This is a genomic window from Hyphomonas sediminis (assembly GCF_019679475.1).
Taxonomy (GTDB): domain Bacteria; phylum Pseudomonadota; class Alphaproteobacteria; order Caulobacterales; family Hyphomonadaceae; genus Hyphomonas; species Hyphomonas sediminis.
The window spans coordinates 2617461-2634270 of record NZ_JAIEZP010000001.1; the positions used below are offsets into that span (position 1 = coordinate 2617461).

The 16810-nt window shown below is 63.9% G+C and carries 14 protein-coding genes; 2 read left to right on the forward strand and 12 right to left on the reverse strand.

The features are described from left to right. Positions 1 to 98: 98 nt before the first annotated feature. The 9 genes from K1X12_RS12875 to K1X12_RS12915 all read right to left on the reverse strand — a co-directional run bounded on the left by K1X12_RS12875 (position 99) and on the right by K1X12_RS12915 (position 8548). The gene (locus tag K1X12_RS12875) at positions 99 to 1427 is read right to left on the reverse strand and encodes a pyruvate dehydrogenase complex dihydrolipoamide acetyltransferase (RefSeq protein WP_220987973.1); all 1329 of its coding nucleotides are present in this window, start codon (positions 1425 to 1427) and stop codon (positions 99 to 101) included. Beyond that, on the reverse strand, positions 1427 to 2836 hold the full coding sequence (locus K1X12_RS12880) for a pyruvate dehydrogenase complex E1 component subunit beta (RefSeq protein WP_220987974.1): 1410 nt from the start codon (positions 2834 to 2836) through the stop codon (positions 1427 to 1429). The genes K1X12_RS12875 and K1X12_RS12880 overlap by 1 nt, the downstream gene beginning before the upstream one ends. Next, on the reverse strand, positions 2837 to 3241 hold the full coding sequence (locus K1X12_RS12885; protein ID WP_220987975.1) for an MAPEG family protein: 405 nt from the start codon (positions 3239 to 3241) through the stop codon (positions 2837 to 2839). Further along, positions 3241 to 4251 carry a pyruvate dehydrogenase (acetyl-transferring) E1 component subunit alpha gene (gene pdhA, locus K1X12_RS12890; protein ID WP_220987976.1) on the reverse strand — a complete coding sequence of 337 codons (1011 nt, stop codon included), beginning with the start codon at positions 4249 to 4251 and terminating at the stop codon, positions 3241 to 3243. The genes K1X12_RS12885 and pdhA overlap by 1 nt, the downstream gene beginning before the upstream one ends. A gap of 65 nt (positions 4252 to 4316) precedes the next feature. Further along, positions 4317 to 4622, reverse strand: coding sequence for an FtsB family cell division protein (locus K1X12_RS12895; protein WP_220987977.1), 306 nt, complete (start codon positions 4620 to 4622; stop codon positions 4317 to 4319). Between the two features lie 120 nt (positions 4623 to 4742). Next, positions 4743 to 6023, reverse strand: a complete 1281-nt coding sequence (gene eno, locus K1X12_RS12900) for a phosphopyruvate hydratase (RefSeq protein WP_220987978.1) — start codon at positions 6021 to 6023, stop codon at positions 4743 to 4745. Between the two features lie 112 nt (positions 6024 to 6135). Next, entirely contained in the window at positions 6136 to 6321 is a 186-nt protein-coding gene (gene rpmF, locus K1X12_RS12905; protein WP_035595912.1) for a 50S ribosomal protein L32, read from the reverse strand. Positions 6322 to 6713: 392 nt separating this feature from the next. After that, positions 6714 to 7451: a histidine phosphatase family protein gene (locus K1X12_RS12910; RefSeq protein WP_220987979.1), complete on the reverse strand. Its 738-nt coding sequence runs from the start codon at positions 7449 to 7451 to the stop codon at positions 6714 to 6716. After that, on the reverse strand, positions 7451 to 8548 hold the full coding sequence (locus tag K1X12_RS12915) for a CaiB/BaiF CoA transferase family protein (protein ID WP_220987980.1): 1098 nt from the start codon (positions 8546 to 8548) through the stop codon (positions 7451 to 7453). Before K1X12_RS12915 ends, K1X12_RS12910 begins: the two co-directional genes overlap by 1 nt. 141 nt (positions 8549 to 8689) lie before the next feature. On the opposite strand from K1X12_RS12915, the gene K1X12_RS12920 reads away from it, so the two are divergent. After that, complete coding sequence (locus tag K1X12_RS12920; RefSeq protein WP_220987981.1) at positions 8690 to 9952, forward strand: nucleotidyl cyclase domain-containing protein; 1263 nt, start codon at positions 8690 to 8692, stop codon at positions 9950 to 9952. On the opposite strand, the gene mfd is transcribed toward K1X12_RS12920, so the two are convergent. Next, positions 9949 to 13509 (reverse strand): transcription-repair coupling factor, encoded by a 3561-nt coding sequence (gene mfd, locus K1X12_RS12925; protein WP_225907975.1) that lies wholly within the window; start codon positions 13507 to 13509, stop codon positions 9949 to 9951. The two genes, K1X12_RS12920 and mfd, sit on opposite strands and share 4 nt — an antisense overlap. A gap of 33 nt (positions 13510 to 13542) precedes the next feature. Beyond that, positions 13543 to 13806: an FAD assembly factor SdhE gene (locus tag K1X12_RS12930; protein WP_220987982.1), complete on the reverse strand. Its 264-nt coding sequence runs from the start codon at positions 13804 to 13806 to the stop codon at positions 13543 to 13545. Positions 13807 to 14018: 212 nt separating this feature from the next. On the opposite strand from K1X12_RS12930, the gene recG reads away from it, so the two are divergent. Continuing rightward, positions 14019 to 16097, forward strand: coding sequence for an ATP-dependent DNA helicase RecG (recG, locus tag K1X12_RS12935; protein ID WP_220987983.1), 2079 nt, complete (start codon positions 14019 to 14021; stop codon positions 16095 to 16097). Positions 16098 to 16101: 4 nt separating this feature from the next. On the opposite strand, the gene K1X12_RS12940 is transcribed toward recG, so the two are convergent. Then, the gene (locus K1X12_RS12940) at positions 16102 to 16806 is read right to left on the reverse strand and encodes a DUF502 domain-containing protein (RefSeq protein WP_220987984.1); all 705 of its coding nucleotides are present in this window, start codon (positions 16804 to 16806) and stop codon (positions 16102 to 16104) included. Between the last annotated feature and the right edge of the window lie 4 nt (positions 16807 to 16810).

Sequence of the window (16810 nt, forward strand, 5' to 3'; positions counted from 1 at the left end):
TCCTTGGCCTGACGGCTCATGGTGAGCGAAGTCGAACCATGGGCCGCCCGCGCATCCTTCGACTTCGCTCAGGATGAGCTACCCTGTTACTTCACCAGCTAAAGCAGCATCGCCTCCGGCGTTTCGACATAGCGTTTGAACGCTGCGAGCCATTTGGCGCCCTCTGCGCCGCCAATGACGCGGTGGTCGCAACTGAGCGTCACGCTCATGACCGTCCGGGCAACGATGTTGCCGGTCTCGTCCACCACGGCGCGTTTCTCGCCCGCGCCGACCGAGAGGATCATGCCTTCGGGCGGATTGATGATCGAGCCGAACGACTTGATGCCGAACATGCCGAGGTTCGAGATCGAGAAGGTGCCGCCCATATATTCCTGCGGCTTCAATTTCCGCTCCCGCGCGCGGGTGGCGAGGTCCTTCATCTCTTCGGAGATTTCAGCGAGGCCCTTCTCTTCGGCCTTGAAGATGACCGGCGTGATGAGGCCGCCTTCGACCGCCACGGCGACCGAGATGTTGGCGTGCTTGTGATAGGCGATGCCTTTGTCCGTGTAGGACGCATTGCAATCGGGCTCGTCGATCAGGGCGAGCGCGGCAGCCTTGATCAGCAGGTCGTTGACCGAGACCTTCACGCCTTCACGCGCGGCATTGTTGATGGCCGCGCGGGAGGTGAGCAGGTTGTCGAGCTGAATGTCGATGTTCAGCGGGAAATGCGGCACCTGCATGAAGCTTTCGGTCAGGCGGCGCGCGACCGTCTTGCGCATACCGTCGAGCGGCTTCAGCTCATAGCTGTCCGGCGCATAGACACGGTCGTCCAGCACCTGCGGCATGATGAGGCCATCGACGCTGACCGGGCCGCCTTTGGAGGCTTGGGCCGTGGCGGCCTGCGCGCCGGGCTTGGCCGCTTCCACATCGCGCTTGATGATGCGGCCATGCGGGCCGGAGCCTTCGAGGGCGGCAAGGTCCACGCCCTTGTTGGCGGCAATGCGCTTGGCCAGCGGAGAGGCCATGACGCGCGCGCCGCTGGCGGCTTTTGCCGGGGCGGCAGCAGGCGCTGGCGCAGGCGCAGCGGCGGGCTTGGGGGCGGCCTGGGGCTTTTTCTCCTCAGGCTTCTTTTCTTCCGCCTTCGGAGCAGCTTCCTTCTTCGGCGCAGCCTCGGCGGCCGGCGCGGAGACGGCAGACGCATCTTCGCCATCCTCGGCCAGGACGGCGATGACGGTGTTGACCTTCACGCCTTCGGAGCCTTCCGGGACAATGATCTTGGCGACCTTGCCTTCATCGACAGCTTCGACTTCCATCGTCGCCTTGTCGGTTTCGATCTCGGCAATGATGTCGCCAGACTTGACCGTGTCGCCTTCCTTGACGAGCCATTTGGCCAGTGTGCCCTCTTCCATCGTAGGGCTGAGCGCGGGCATGGTGATGTTGATGCTCATCAGAACGCTCCTTCGCAGACTTTACGGGCCGCCTCGACGATATCATCCGCATTCGGAAGGCTGAGCGCCTCAAGGTTTGCGGCGTAGGGGAGCGGCACGTCTTTCTGGTGGACGCGGACCGGGGGCGCGTCGAGATAGTCGAAGGCTTCGGCGACCACGGTGGCGGCGATCTCTGCGCCGACGCCCATGAAGCGCCAGCCTTCTTCGCAGCAGACGAGGCGGTTGGTTTTCTTCACGCTTTCGATGACGGTATCGGTGTCCAACGGGCGCAGGGTGCGCAGGTCGATCACTTCGGCGCTGATACCTTCCTCAGCGAGACGCTCGGCCGCCTGAAGGGCGAAGCCGACCATGCGGGAATGGGCAACCAGCGTGACATCCGTACCCTCGCGCTTCACGGCCGCCTTGCCGATGGGCAGGACATAATCGTCCAGATCCGGCACCGGGAAAGAGTGACCGTAGAGCAGCTCATGCTCCAGGAACACGACCGGGTTGGGATCGCGGATGGCAGCCTTGAGGAGGGCCTTGGCGTCGGCCGCATCATACGGCGCGATGACCTTGAGGCCGGGGATCTGTGCGTACCAGGCCGAATAGTCCTGGCTGTGCTGGGCGCCGACGCGGCTGGCCGCGCCGTTGGGGCCGCGGAACACGATGGGGCAGCCCATCTGGCCACCGGACATGTAGAGCGTCTTGGCGGCGGAGTTGATGATCTGGTCAATCGCCTGCATGGCGAAGTTGAAGGTCATGAACTCGACAATCGGCTTCAGGCCCGCAAACGCGGCGCCGACGCCGAGACCGGCAAAACCATGCTCCGTGATCGGCGTATCGATCACGCGGCGGTCGCCAAACTCCTGCAACAGTTCACGGGTCACCTTGTAGGCGCCCTGATACTGGGCGACTTCCTCACCCATGACGAAGACGCGCTCATCGCGGCGCATCTCTTCGGCCATCGCGTCGCGCAGGGCGTCCCGCACCGATGTCTCGGTGAAGGTGGTGCCATCGGGCAGTGAGGGATCGGAGTGGACAGCGGCGCGCGGCGGCTCGGGCGCTTCAGCGCGGGGGGCCTCCGCTACCGGGGCGGCTTTGGGCGCCTCTTCGGCTTCCTTCGGCGCGCTTTCAGCTGTCGCTTCTGCCTTGGGCGCGGAGGATGCAGCGCTGGAAACGTCTTCGCCATCTGCGGCGAGCACCGCGATGATGGAGTTGACTTTCACGCCCTCAGTGCCTTCCGGCACGACGATGCGGGCGAGGACGCCTTCGTCCACGGCTTCGACTTCCATCGTCGCCTTGTCGGTTTCGATTTCGGCGATCACGTCGCCGGACTTGATGGCATCGCCCTCTTTCTTGAGCCATTTGGAGAGCGTGCCCTCCTCCATGGTGGGCGACAGCGCAGGCATAAGGATGTCTACGGACATTTAGGATACTCCGGAAAACGGAAGAACTTGAAGAAACATCATCACAAGACCGACGACGCCGACGAAGAACACCAGCGAGCGGACGGCCGGAACGCCGAACCAGTAAAGCGGCGCAAAGGCGAGACGCGCGAAAAAGAAGATGGCAGCACCAAGCTCTGTCCACTGATTGGACCGGCCCGACGCCTCCACGAGAAGGACGAGCGGCACGAACATGCACATCGCCTCGACCATATTGGCCGTGGCACGCTTGGCGCGCCCCATCAGAGGGCCATACGGCGCGAGATTGTCCCGCGCGCTGAGCAGTTCCTTGCCGGAATACTGACGGTGACCGGCATACGCCTCGCCGAGAATGTAAACGACGAAGAGCCCCACCGTGGCCGAAAGCCAGGAAAGCTCAACGCTCATCACACACCCTCTTCGATCAGAACATCCGTCCACAGCTCGCTCGGATCGGGCTCCGGGCTCTCCAGGGAGAAGTCGGCGGCCTCTTTCACGATGGCTTTGATTTCGTTGTCGATCTTCTTGAGGTCGTCCTCGGTTGCGTGGCCCAGCTCCAGGATCTGGCCCTTGAGGCCTTCAATCGGATCGTGGTGGGTGCGGATGTCGTCGACTTCCTCACGCTTGCGATACTTGGCCGGGTCGGACATCGAGTGGCCGCGATACCGGTAGGTCTTCATCTCGAGGATGTAGGGGCCCTTGCCGCTGCGCGCATGCTTGACGGCTTTCTCGCCCGCTTCGCGCACTGCCAGCACGTCCATGCCGTCGACTTCCTCGCCTTCGATCTCGAAGGAGATGCCGCGCTTGTACAGCTCGGTCTCGGAGGCGTGGCGCTCAACGCTCGTGCCCATCGCGTACATGTTGTTCTCGATGACGTAGATCACCGGCAGCTTCCAGAGCGAAGCCATGTTGAAGGCCTCGTAAACCTGGCCCTGGTTGGCCGCGCCATCGCCAAAGTAAGCGAGGCTGACATTGTCATTGCCGCGATATCTGTTGGCGAAGGCGAGCCCCGTGCCCAGCGGCACCTGCGCGCCGACGATGCCGTGGCCACCATAGAAGTTCTTCTCTTTCGAGAACATGTGCATGGAGCCGCCCTTGCCGCGCGAAAGCCCGCCAATGCGCCCGGTCAGCTCTGCCATGACGCCGTTGGGGTCCATGCCACAGGCCAGCATGTGGCCGTGGTCGCGATAGCCGGTGATGACCTGATCGCCTTCCTTGAGGCAGGCCTGCATGCCGGTAACCACCGCTTCCTGTCCGATATAGAGGTGGCAGAAGCCTGCGATCTTGCCCATGCCATAGAGCTGGCCGGCTTTTTCCTCGAAACGCCGGATCAGCAGCATCTCGCGGTAGTAATTCAGCATCTCGGCCTTCGAGGCCTTAGCGGGTGCCTTTTTGGTACTTTTAGGTTTTGTCGCCATAACGATGTGCCTCCCAGAGGCTTTATGTCGCCGCATTATTGCAACGACAAGTCAGACCATCGTTGTCAATTTGCAGAGCTACGTTCGGGGGTAAGGAGAACAATTTCTCCCGGATAAGCAAAAGCGAGCTTATCACGTGCTAACGCTTCCACATAATCAGGGTCAACTGAACCTGGCGTAAGACGCCGGATATCCACCCGCAGACGATCGATTTCCTGCTGGATATCGGCCAGTTCGGTCTTGCGGTTTTCCAGCTCTATCTGGGCATCCGTCCAACGGCCAAGCCCCTTCTCCCCCGCGAACGCGTGGAAGGCAAAGTAGAGCACCAGCAAGCTGAGCCCAAGAGCCTGAAGCCGTGAAACCATGCTCATAGGCATGCCGTGCGTTGGTTAAAGGATGGTGACCATTAACGAAAACGGCGCATCCAGAAACAGTTCGGGGCCCGCGAGGGGCCCCGAAACATCACGAAACATCAGTGGAAATCGGTAAAATCAGCTCGCATTGATGCGGGCGAGACCGGCGTACATGCCGATCGGGCCAAGCTCTTCTTCGATACGAATCAGCTGGTTGTACTTCGCAATCCGGTCAGACCGGCTGAGCGAGCCGGTTTTGATCTGGCCGCAATTGGTGGCCACGGCAAGGTCGGCAATCGTCGAATCCTCGGTTTCGCCCGACCGGTGGGACATGACGGCGGTGTAGCCGTGCAGGTGGGCCAGCTCGACCGCATCCAACGTTTCCGACAGCGTGCCGATCTGGTTGACCTTCACGAGAATGGAGTTGGCCGCGCCGCGCTGCAGGCCGATGGCCAGGCGGTCGGGGTTGGTCACGAACAGGTCGTCGCCGACGAGCTGAACGCGGTCGCCCAGCATTTCGGTCAGCGCGATCCAGCCATCCCAGTCGTCTTCAGCCATGCCGTCTTCGATCGAGAGAATCGGGTAACGGCCGCAGAGGTCTGCGAGGTATTGGGCGAACTCGCCCGAGGAGAGCGACTTGCCCTCGCCGGCCAGCTCATACTTGCCATTCTTGTAGAACTCGGTGGAGGCGGCATCGAGGGCGAGCGCGATGTCTTCGCCGGGGCGGTAGCCGGCCTTCTCGATGGATTTCATGATGAAGCCGATGGCCTCGTCTGCCGAAGCGAGGTTGGGAGCAAAGCCGCCTTCATCGCCGACATTCGTGTTGTGGCCGGCGTCATGCAGGGTTTTCTTCAGGGCGTGGAAGACTTCCGCGCCCATGCGGACAGCTTCCGAGATGCTCTCGGCGCTGACGGGCATGATCATGAATTCCTGGATGTCGATCGGGTTGTCCGCATGGGCGCCGCCATTGATGATGTTCATCATCGGCGTCGGCAGGATGCGGGCATTGGCGCCGCCGATATAGCGGTAGAGCGGCTGGGAGCAGGATTCGGCAGCGGCCTTCGCGACGGCCATCGAGACGCCGAGAATGGCGTTGGCGCCGAGACGGGATTTGTTGTCCGTGCCGTCCAGGTCGATCATCAGCGTATCGATCAGGCGCTGGTCGGTGGCGTCCATGCCGGTCAGCTCGTTGCAGATCTCGCCGTTGACGGCATCGACGGCCTTCAGGACACCTTTGCCGTTGTAGCGGGACTTGTCGCCGTCGCGCTGCTCGTGGGCCTCGTAGGCACCCGTGGAAGCGCCCGATGGCACGGCGGCGCGGCCAGTGCAGCCGTCGTCCAGCGTGACATCGACTTCGACCGTCGGATTGCCGCGGCTGTCGAGAATTTCGCGGGCGTGAATGTCGATGATTTCGCTCATGGAGAACGTCCCCTCAGTGGCGTTTTGCGTGCAAATGAAAAGCGCCCCCTGCGAGGTGCAGGAGGCGCCGGAACCCTTAGGCTGGTGCGCTTATGAGCGCAACCGGGGCAAACTAGATTTCGTCGCTCGGCTCGAGGATCTGCTTGCCGCGATACATGCCCGTTTTCAGGTCGATGTGGTGCGGACGGCGCAGTTCGCCCGAATTGGCGTCTTCGATGTAGGTGTTCATCGCCAGACGGTCATGGGAGCGGCGCATACGGGTGCGCGATTTGGATTTCTTACTCTTGGGGACTGCCATGGCACTCTTCCGGAATCTGATGGGACCCACGAGCTTTTGGTTCGTGGGAAAGCGGGCCTGTTAACGCAGGCAGGCGGGGATGGCAAGCGCGAAACGGCAGGATTTTCCCGCCCTGGCGCAGGGATAGGGGATTTCCCCAGGCCCGGACACAAAATGGCCGGCCAATGAGGCCGGCCAAGGTATGCAAGAAGGACGCCGGCGCTTCGCCCTGGCAACTGCCTGATATGGCTCTGCGCCGACAGTTTTAGTTAATACGGGAATGAGTCTGAATGGTGACGCTGCGGTGACGTTATCTGGGGTTCAGGTTCGGGATCACTCGCGCGTGAGGGGAATGGCCCGAAGTGCCGGAAGGCGCAGACGGGGCGCGCTGCTCTGCCTGGGCTAACGCCGCCCTATTCCTCCGCAGGCCGGGTGAAGATGGCTTCGAGGCTGCGCAAGTTCATCCCGTTTTTCAGGTAGTTAGCGGGCGTCAGGTTCACCGCCTTGATCACGCCGCGCTCAACCACGGTGCCCTCCCCGCTCTCGGCGGGCACCAGGTCGAAGTCGAGAATATTGATGCAGCCGGTGTCCTGCTCGAAGCCCGCACTGGCGCCGAGCGGCGCGCCGATAATGTCGGCCAGCAGCATCCGGTTCACGACCTCGTGAGCGACAACCAGCGCTGATGCCCAGTTTGGCCGGGCCAGAAGCGCCGCCAGACCCTCACGGATGCGAATCAGGGCGTCGGCGAATCGCTCGCCGCCGGGAAGGAACTCCGCCCCCTGCTCGCCGGCCTGTTCGAAGGTGAAGGTCATCACCGCCGCCAGATGCTCGGCGGAATGGAAGTCCATATAGCTGCCCGAACGCAGCTCGCCCCAGCGGCCGTCTTCCTCCAGCGCCGGGGCGCCGGGATGCTGGGCGAGGACGAGTTCTGCCGTCTGGCGCGTGCGGGTGAGGCCCGAGCAGAGCGCCAGATCGAAATGCACTTCGGAGAGGGCGATGCCCGCCGCGCGCGCCTCCTCTTCACCCCGCTCCGTCAGCGTGGCGACCTTGGGATCGCGCGCGGCGCGCACGGCCGGGGACGTGTAGTCCACAAAGCCGTGCCGCATCAGATAGATGCGCCGGCGCCCGGTGGTGCCGGGCAGCGCGCTCATCAGCGGGAGACGCCCCAATCCTTGAGGATCTCTTCAGTGTGCTCACCCAGGCCCGGCGGGCGGCCCTGAATGGCGCCCGGCGTGGCCGAGAAGCGCGGAGCCGGCGCGGGCTGAACCACGCCTTCGATCTCGACGAAAGTGCCGCGATCTGTGTTGTGCTTGTACTTCGGCGCGTCCGCCATGGAGAGCACCGGCGCGTAGCAGATGTCGGTGCCTTCCATGATCTCGTTCCACTCGGCCTGGGTCTTGGTCTTGATGACTGCCATGACCTTCTTCTTCAGCTCCGGCCACTGGGCGCGGTTCATCTGGGCGTCGAAAGCAGCATCGGTGAGGCCGGCCTTCTCCCGCAGGATGGCGTAGAATTGCGGCTCGATGGAACCGATGGACACCCATTTACCGTCCTTGGTTTCGTAGGTGTCGTAGAAGTGTGCGCCGCCATCGAGCATGTTGGCCTCGCGGTCGTCGGTCCACACGCCCATGGCGCGCATGCCCCAGAACATGGCCGTCAGCGACGCCGCGCCGTCAGACATTGCCACGTCAATCACCTGGCCCTTGCCGCCATTCTTTACATTGATGATCGCCGCCAGCAGGCCCATCGCGAGATAGAGCGCGCCGCCACCATAATCGCCGACAAGGTTCAGCGGCGGACGCGGGCGGCCATCGCCATCGCCCATCGCATGCAGGGCGCCGGTGATGGCGATGTAGTTGAGGTCATGGCCCGCCGAATGGGCGAGCGCGCCATGCTGGCCCCAGCCGGTCATGCGGCCATAGACCAGCTTCGGATTGCGCGCGAGGACCACATCCGGCCCGAGGCCGTTGCGCTCCATCACGCCGGGACGGAAGCCTTCGATCAGGCCGTCTGCCTGCTCGATCAGCTTCAGGGCGACTTCCACGTCTGCCGGATCCTTCAGGTTCAGGCCGATGGAGCGGCGGCCACGGCCAACGACATCCGCCGCATGGCCCGGCTTGCCACTGCCCGGACGGTCGATGCGGATCACGTCCGCGCCCATGTCAGACAGCAGCATCCCGCAGAACGGCCCAGGCCCGATGCCTGCAAATTCCACAATTCTGACGCCTGCGAGGGGCCCCTGAGCCATGATTAGTCTCCCTTATGTCCAGTTCGTAATGGTCGAGTTAGCGGAACTTTAAGAGCGTAAAGAGCAAAAGGAAGGGGTGCCGCGACGTCGCGTCCGGCCAATCCCAAGCGAGTTTTCAGCGAGTTTCAGGCGCGTACCAGCATGCTGGATTTTTCATTCTACGATCCTCCGATTGAGGTGGCTGCGGGTTCGCCGCGCCTTGAAATGATCGTCGCGCGCCTCAAGGCGGCGGGCCTGCGCCCCTATGTGGCCAGCGAGAAGCTCGACTTCTCGGTTGCAGACCCCCTGCTGGTCGATGTCGACAGCGCGAGCCCGCAAACCGTGACCCATCTCGCCCGCGCCGCGATGATCGGCATGCCCCGCCAGATCGTGCTGGTGAACACCGCCGGCGCGCAGGTGCCCCGCATCGAAGGCGCGGTTCACCTGCGTCAGGATAAAGACCTCTCCACCCTGCGCAGCCGCCTGGCCGCGCTGGCCCGCCGGGGCAGCCGCCAGCGCGAAGCTGCCATCCGCCGCGAGAGCGCGCAGGAACTGGGCGCCAGGCTGCCGCCGGTCGATGTCGATGCTGTTCCCGCCCTGCTCTATCTGGGAGACGGATCCCCCTTCTTCCTGTCGCTGCAAGGCGCCCTGCGCCAGCGCGAAGTGGAGCTGACGGCGGCCTTCTCCCGCCCCACAGCGCGCCAGCATATGGCCAGCAAGCGGTTTGCCGCCGCGCTGATCGATCTCAGCATGGCGCAGGAAGATGCCGGTGGCATGGGCCGCTGGATCTCAGAGGAAGATGGCCTGGCCGGCCTGCCGCTGATCGTCATCAGCCGTCCGCAGGCAGAATATACCGAGCGCGAGCTGGCCCTGCTGAGCCATGCCAGCGAAATCATCGATCCGGCAGAAGACGATGACGTGATCGTCTCGATCATCGAAACGCTGTGCCGGCGCCTGCATGCCAATGCGCCGATGATGCCCCTGCCCGGCCTTTCCACGCTGAAGGTGACCGATCTTGTTTCCGGCCTCTTCACGCGGGGCTTCTTTGAAGCGCACCTGCCCCGCCAGATGCAGGTGGCCCATGAGCAGGCCGAAGCGTTTTCCGTGCTGACCCTGCGGCTGGATGTGGACGCGGCGAAATCCCTGCCGGCCCAGAAAGCCGCCGGCGAGGTTATCCGCCGCCTCATCCGCGACACCGATTTTGCCGCGCTGGCAGAGCCCGGCGTGTTCGTCATCTCGCTGCCCGCAACGCCCTATCGCGGCGGCGTGCGCCTTGCCGAACGGATTGCGGACGGCTTCTCCCGCGCGGGCGACGCGGCGGGCTTCAGCTGGCGCGTGACCGAGCGGCGCAATTACCACACGCCGCAAACGCTGCTTTCAACCGCGCTGATCGGCCCGTTCGTGCGCGCCCGTATCGCGGCCTAGTCTTCGCTCAGCAGGCCGCTTTTCATCGGCTTGGCCCATTTGTCTTCCGGCGCCGCCGCCTTGCGCGAAGGCATGGCAGCAACAGCATCCGTAGAAGCGGGCGAAACAATCCCGCAAGCCGCTTCCAGCTCCCGCAGGAACGCCTTCGCGCTCGACAGGCGGCGCTCCGGCGAGCCACCCATGCCGGAATGGACGAGCTTTGAATCCGGGCGCAGCTTCAGCTGGCTCGGCCGCGTGCGGACGATCTGCATCAGCTTCTGCGGGTCCATAATGGTGTCTGTGCGGAAGGTGAAAACAGCGCCCTTCTCGCCAGCGTCCAGCTTGGCAATGCCCAGCGCCTTGCAGGAAACCTTGATCGCCGTCACGTCCAGCAGCTGGCGCGTTGCATCCGGCAGCGGGCCGAACCGGTCGATCAGCTCGGCAGCAAAGGCTTCGCGGTCCTGCGCGGTCACGATGTCCGACAGGCGGCGATAGAGCGACAGGCGGACATTGAGATCGTCCACATAGTCTTCCGGGATGAGCACGGCGACGCCGAGATTGATCTGCGGCGACCAGTCGTCCGCCACATCGCCCTCATCGGTGGCGCCTGCGCGCAGGGCTTTGACCGCGTCTTCCAGCATCGACTGGTAAAGCTCCACGCCAACCTCTTTCACCTGGCCGGACTGCTGGTCGCCCAGCAGGTTGCCCGCGCCGCGCATATCGAGGTCGTGGCTGGCGAGCTGGAAACCCGCGCCAAGGGAGTCGAGCGACTGCAGCACCTTGAGGCGTTTCTCGGCGCTCTCGGTGATGACCTTATCCTTCGGCGTCGTGAAGTACGCATACGCACGAAGCTTCGAGCGGCCCACGCGTCCACGCAGCTGGTAAAGCTGGGCAAGGCCGAACATGTCGGCGCGGTGTATGATCAGCGTATTGGCGCGCGGAATATCAAGACCGCTTTCAACGATGGTGGTCGAGAGCAGAACGTCATACTTGCCTTCATAGAAGGCGGTCATGATGTCTTCCAGCTCGCCCGCCGCCATCTGGCCGTGGGCCACGATGAAGGAAACTTCAGGCACATGCGTGCGCAGGAAGTTTTCCAGCTTGTCGAGATCGGTAATGCGCGGCGCCACATAAAACGCCTGCCCGCCGCGATACTTCTCGCGCAGCAGCGCTTCGCGCAGCGTGACGGTGTCTTCCTCGGTGATGTAGGTGCGCACCGAAAGCCGGTCGACCGGCGGCGTGGCGATGATCGAAAGATCGCGGATGCCCGTCAGCGCCATTTGCAGCGTCCGCGGAATGGGCGTTGCCGAAAGCGTGAGGACGTGTACGTCCGATTTCAGCTCTTTCAGGCGCTCCTTGTGCTTCACACCGAACCGCTGTTCCTCGTCCACGATCATCAGGCCAAGGCGCTTGAAATTCATTTCCTTGGCGAGCACGGCATGCGTGCCGACCACTACGTCGACCGTACCTTCGGCCAGGCCGTCACGCGTTTCCACCGCTTCGCGCGTGCTGACAAAGCGCGAGAGCGGGCGCACCTTGATGGGCCAGCCGGCGAAGCGTTCTTCAAAGGTCTTGAAATGCTGACGGGCGAGCAGCGTCGTCGGCGCAATCACGGCCACCTGCTTGCCGCTCATGGCCGCGACGAAGGCGGCGCGCAGGGCGACCTCTGTCTTGCCGAAGCCCACATCGCCGCAGACGAGACGGTCCATCGGCTTGCCGGAGGAAAGATCGCTGATCACGTCCTCGATGGCGGACAGCTGGTCGTCGGTTTCCTCATATGGGAACCGCGCGGCGAATTCTTCATAGAGGCCCTGCCCGCTCTGAACGGACTCGGCGCGTTTCAGCTCGCGGGCCGCTGCGATGTTCATCAGCTCGGCGGCCATCTCCAGGATGCGCTTCTTGGCCTTGGCCTTGCGCGTCTGCCAGCTGACGCCGCCCAGCTTGTCGAGCTGGCCTTCGGCATCCTCGGAGCCATAGCGGCTGATGAGATCAATGTTCTCTACCGGGATGAAAATCATGTCGCCGCCCGAATATTCGAGCTGCAAGCAGTCATGCGGCGCGCCGGTCACTTCCAGCGTCTTGAGGCCGACATATTTGCCCACGCCATGATCGACGTGCACGACAAGATCGCCCGGCGTCAGCGAGGTGGCATCCGTTATGAAGCTCGCCGATTTGCGCTTCCGGCGCGGGGCAGCCAGACGGTCGCCCAGAACATCCGCCTCGGAAATCATGGCGATGCCCGGCAGGCTGAAGCCTTCCTCGATGGGCACTTCGGCAACCGTGAAGTCCGTCTTCATGGCCGCGTCCATCGTGTGGACCTGCGCGAGGCCTTTCAGGCCGTGATCGGTCAGCACGTTGATGAGGCGGTCTGCCGAGCCGGTCGACCAGGCGGCGAAGACCACCGGCTTGCCGGACGCATACAGCGTGCGCGCATGGGCGATCACAGTCTCGAAGATGTTTTCGTCCGAACGCAGACGTTCAGGCGCAAAGTCCCGCCCCCGGCGCCCGCCCATGTCGAATGTGTTGGGCGAAGGCTCAGACGGCGAAAACCGCACCACGGCATGGGTCGCCAGCAGGTTGTCGAGTTCTTCAAGGTCGAGATAGAGGCGCCCCGGCGGCAGCACGCGCGCCTTGCGGATGTCGCCGCCGCCCGCCTCAAGACGCGCCGCGTAATAGTCCGCCGCCTGCGCAAGACGCTCATGCGCCGCTTCGCTGGAAAGGTGGCCCAGGCCGATCAGCGCGTCTTCGCCGATATAGCCGAACAGTGTGTCGAGATAGGGATGGAACAGCGCGAGCCAGGATTCCACGCCCTGCCGGCGGATCGAGGCGCGGGCCGCCTCATACATCTGGTCGCCGGATGGGGGACCGAACGTCTCCAGGAACCGGTCGCGGAAGGCGGCCAGCACATTGTCATTGAACAGGATCTCACTGACCGGCGCGAAGGTGACCGCCTCGGCCTTGCCGGTGGAGCGCTGGGTTTCGGTATCGAAGGTGCGGATGGTCTCCAGCACGTCGCCAAAGAAGTCGAGCCGGAAGGGCTCCTGCGCTGTGGGCGGGAAAATGTCGATGATGCCGCCGCGCACCGCATACTCGCCCTGCTCACGCACGGTGCCCGAGCGGATATAGCCGTTGAAGGCGAGATATTCGGTGAGGTCGTCCGCCTTCACCGTTTCGCCGGTGCGGATCGAGAGGGAGGCTTTCTTCAGCGTCTCCAGCGGCGCGGCGCGCTGCACCAGCGAACCTGCCGTGGTGATCACCAGCAGCGGGCCCTGCGATTTCTCATAGCGCGAGATGCGCGCCAGGCCCGCGCAGCGGCGGGCGGCAACAGCCGGCGTCGGGCTGATCCGGTCATAGGGCAGCACGTCCCAGCCCGGCAGGTCCACCTGCTCCAGTCGCGGCGCCGCAAACAGCGCCATGCGCCGCGCAGCCTGCGCCAGCCGGTCGTCGCGCGCCACGTAAACGCCGATGCCGCCGCGCTTCTGAAGCGCTTCGCAGAAGACGATCAGGTCGGCGCCAAACGGCGCTCCGGCAAAAGCGGTTGGTCCGCTCGAGGATGAAAGGACATCAGCGGGTGTCATGGGCATCTCGTTCTGGGTGGCCGCCCGGATGGATCAACCACCGCGTGGGGCGTAGCGGAAGGCGATCAGCTGGTCCAGCACCGGACCCTGATAGTTGGCCGGAACAGGCTCCCGGCTCACAAGCCAGGCAAACATTTCCCAGTCGGCCACGTCGAGCAGGCGTTCGAACTCGTCGAGCCCGGCCTCGTCCAGCGAATCAAGATGCGCGTCGGCAAAGCTGCCGATGAGGAGGTCCAGCTCCCGGAAGCCCCGGCGCCAGGCGCGGAATTTGAGCTTGCTGCGGCGAGAGTCTTCCATGACGCCTCTGGTCCTTCTGCGGGCAGAAAAACTCCAACGCCGTTGGAGTTTCCTTGGAGGAAAATGGCCGCTCGTTGGAGGAACGGTTGGAGTTTTTTCGGCACTTATCCACGGGACAGGCGCGCGGCTATCCACCTAGTTTCGCTGCTGGCGAAAGGCAATTGAAACGCCGCAGATTGTTCCGCGCCGCCCAGCCGCCTAAACTCCCCCCGATGCGTGACGAGCGACTGAATCCCCTGTTTGAACGGCTTGAAACGCTCTCGGGCGTTGGCCCGAAGCTGACGCCGCTGCTGCAGAAGCTGGTGGATGGCAAGTTCGTGTGGGATCTGCTGCTCCACCTGCCTGATCGCTGGCTGGACCGGCGCGTGCGCGAAAGCTTCGCTGACACCGTGCCCGGTGAGATCGCCACGGTTCAGGGCGAGGTGCACGCCTACCACCAGCCATTCAATGATCGATCCCCGCACAGGGTGCAGCTCGTTGATTCAAGTGGATTTTTGACGCTTGCCTTCTTCCGCGCCGATCCGCGCTGGATGAAATCCCAGTTCCCGGTGGGCGCCATGCGCATCGTTTCGGGCAAGGTGGAAGAGTATCGCGGCGAGCGCCAGATCACCCATCCTGACTTCGTGATCGACCCCGCGAAGGGTGAAACGCCGCCCACTGTCGAGCCGATCTACCCCCTCACCGCCGGCCTGACGAACCGCCGGGTCCACACGCTGGCCCTGCAGGCGCTGCAGCACGTTCCGGAAGACCTGCCCGAATGGGCGGACAAGCATCTGATCGCCCAGAAGGGCTGGCCGAGCTTCCGAGAGGCGCTCGTCTGGCTGCATGATCCGCCCGCTTATGACGAAGATCGCTTCGCCCTGGCGCGGGAACGGCTGGCCTATGACGAAGCGCTCGCCCGCGAATCGGCCTTCGCCCTCGCCCGCGCCGCCCGCCGCCAGCGGCCTGCCCCGATCATCAAGGCGCCGCCGAGCGCCGTGAACCGCCTGATCGACAAGCTGCCCTATCGCCCGACAGGCGCGCAGATGCGGGCCGCCGCCGATATCAGTTCCGACATGACGCGCGGCTATCCTATGCGGCGCCTGCTGCAGGGCGATGTCGGCGCGGGCAAGACGCTGGTGGCGGCCTTTGCCGCCGTCGAGGCGGCTGCCGCGGGCTTCCAGTCTGCCTTCATGGCGCCGACTGAAGTGCTGGCCCGCCAGCAATTCGACACGCTGGACGCCCTGCTCTCGCCGCTCGGCTACACAGTCGCCTCCCTCTCTGGCCGCGACCGTGGCAGCGCCCGCGAAGCGACGCTGATGGGGCTGGAAGATGGCTCGATCCAGATCGTTGCGGGCACGCACGCACTATTTCAGGAGGCTGTGAACTTCCGCAGCCTCGGCCTGATCATTGTGGACGAACAACACCGCTTCGGCGTTTCGGACCGGATGAAGCTCGCCACTAAGGGCGACAGCCCGCACATGCTGGTGATGAGCGCGACCCCCATCCCGCGCACACTGGCGCAGACGGTTCATGGCGATCTCGACGTTTCGATCCTCGATGAGAAGCCGCCCGGCCGAAAACCTGTGGAAACGCGCGCTGTGCCCGATACGCGGCTGGAAGATGTGGTCGAAGCCATCGGCCGCGCCCTTCAGCGCGGGGAGCGCGCCTTCTGGGTTTGCCCGCGCGTGGACATTGATGACGACGACTCCTCCGCGGTTGCACGCCACGCCATGCTTGAGGACGAGCTGGGCGTGCAGGCCGGGCTGGTGCATGGGCGGCTCAAGCCCGCCGAGAAGGACACCGCCCTGGAAGACTTCCGCACCGGACGCACGCGCATTCTCGTGGCGACGACTGTGATCGAGGTGGGGGTCGACGTGCCGGAAGCGACAATCATGGTGATCGAGCGCGCCGAAGGCTTTGGCCTCGCCCAGCTGCACCAGCTGCGCGGGCGCGTTGGCCGGGGCGACAAGCCTGCCTTCTGCATCCTGCTCTACCGCCCGCCGCTTGGCGAAACGGCGCATGAGCGGCTGGACACGCTGCGGCGCACGGAAGACGGCTTTGAAATCGCTGAGGCAGATTTCCGCCTGCGCGGCGCGGGCGATGTGCTGGGCGTGCGTCAGGCCGGGGCGACGGACTATCGCGTGATCGACCTGGCAAAACATGCCCCGCTGCTGGAGATCGCCCGCAAGGACGCCGAAGCCGTGCTGGCGAGCGACCCGGAGCACAAGAGCGAGCGTTGGCAGGCCTTGCGCATGGCGCGCGAGCTGCTGACGCCCCGCGTTGCGCAGGGCGCCGACACGGACTCCTGACGATCTATTTGCCGACCGGCATGCTTTCAGGCGCAGCCTGCGGGAAATCCGGCACCACAAGGCCGCCAGAGAAGATGATCTTGGCGCCTTCTTCCACCGTCATGTTCAGGCGCATGACTTTCTCTTCGGCCACATACAGCAGGAAGCCGGAGGTCGGGTTCGGCGTCGTCGGCACGAAGATGCCGATATAATCCTCGCCAAGGCGCTGGCGCAGTTCGCCTTTCACAGGCCCGGCAACGAAGCCGATCACCCAGCTGCCCGCGCGCGGATATTCTACCATCGCGACTTCCTTGTACTGGCCAGCCGTATTGTTCTGGAAGACATCGCGGATCTGCTTGAAGACCGAGTAGACAGAGCGGACGACTGGCACGCGCGTCAGCACGCGGTCCGTCAGGTTCACGAGGAACTTTCCGAGAAAGTTGGTGGCGATTGCGCCCACGAAGGTGAGGAACACCAGCAGGATCAACAGGCCAAAGCCAGGAACCGCATAGTCCAGATAGGTTTCCGGACGCAGGCTGGGCGGCAGCAGCGGCACGACGCGGCTGTCGATGAAGTTGATGAGGAACTGCAGGATCACGAATGTAGCTACGATCGGCAGGGCGATCAGCATGCCGGCAACAAACCGGGCACGCAGCCATCCCAGAATACCCTGTTTGGGAGGCGTCTCCACAGCGACGATCCCGTAATCAGGTTTTTCGTTATCCGACATTCAA

Bases quoted from the DNA above. Each gene is read 5' to 3' on its own strand.
- K1X12_RS12880 (WP_220987974.1), bottom strand. From the start codon at position 2,836: ATGTCCGTAGACATCCTTATGCCTGCGCTGTCGCCCACCATGGAGGAG.
- recG (WP_220987983.1), top strand. From the start codon at position 14,019: ATGCGTGACGAGCGACTGAATCCCCTGTTTGAACGGCTTGAAACGCTC.
- K1X12_RS12885 (WP_220987975.1), bottom strand. From the start codon at position 3,241: ATGAGCGTTGAGCTTTCCTGGCTTTCGGCCACGGTGGGGCTCTTCGTC.
- K1X12_RS12920 (WP_220987981.1), top strand. From the start codon at position 8,690: ATGCTGGATTTTTCATTCTACGATCCTCCGATTGAGGTGGCTGCGGGT.
- K1X12_RS12915 (WP_220987980.1), bottom strand. From the start codon at position 8,548: ATGGCTCAGGGGCCCCTCGCAGGCGTCAGAATTGTGGAATTTGCAGGC.
- K1X12_RS12895 (WP_220987977.1), bottom strand. From the start codon at position 4,622: ATGAGCATGGTTTCACGGCTTCAGGCTCTTGGGCTCAGCTTGCTGGTG.
- pdhA (WP_220987976.1), bottom strand. From the start codon at position 4,251: ATGGCGACAAAACCTAAAAGTACCAAAAAGGCACCCGCTAAGGCCTCG.
- mfd (WP_225907975.1), bottom strand. From the start codon at position 13,509: ATGACACCCGCTGATGTCCTTTCATCCTCGAGCGGACCAACCGCTTTT.
- rpmF (WP_035595912.1), bottom strand. From the start codon at position 6,321: ATGGCAGTCCCCAAGAGTAAGAAATCCAAATCGCGCACCCGTATGCGC.
- K1X12_RS12910 (WP_220987979.1), bottom strand. From the start codon at position 7,451: ATGAGCGCGCTGCCCGGCACCACCGGGCGCCGGCGCATCTATCTGATG.
- eno (WP_220987978.1), bottom strand. From the start codon at position 6,023: ATGAGCGAAATCATCGACATTCACGCCCGCGAAATTCTCGACAGCCGC.
- K1X12_RS12875 (WP_220987973.1), bottom strand. From the start codon at position 1,427: ATGAGCATCAACATCACCATGCCCGCGCTCAGCCCTACGATGGAAGAG.
- K1X12_RS12940 (WP_220987984.1), bottom strand. From the start codon at position 16,806: ATGTCGGATAACGAAAAACCTGATTACGGGATCGTCGCTGTGGAGACG.
- K1X12_RS12930 (WP_220987982.1), bottom strand. From the start codon at position 13,806: ATGGAAGACTCTCGCCGCAGCAAGCTCAAATTCCGCGCCTGGCGCCGG.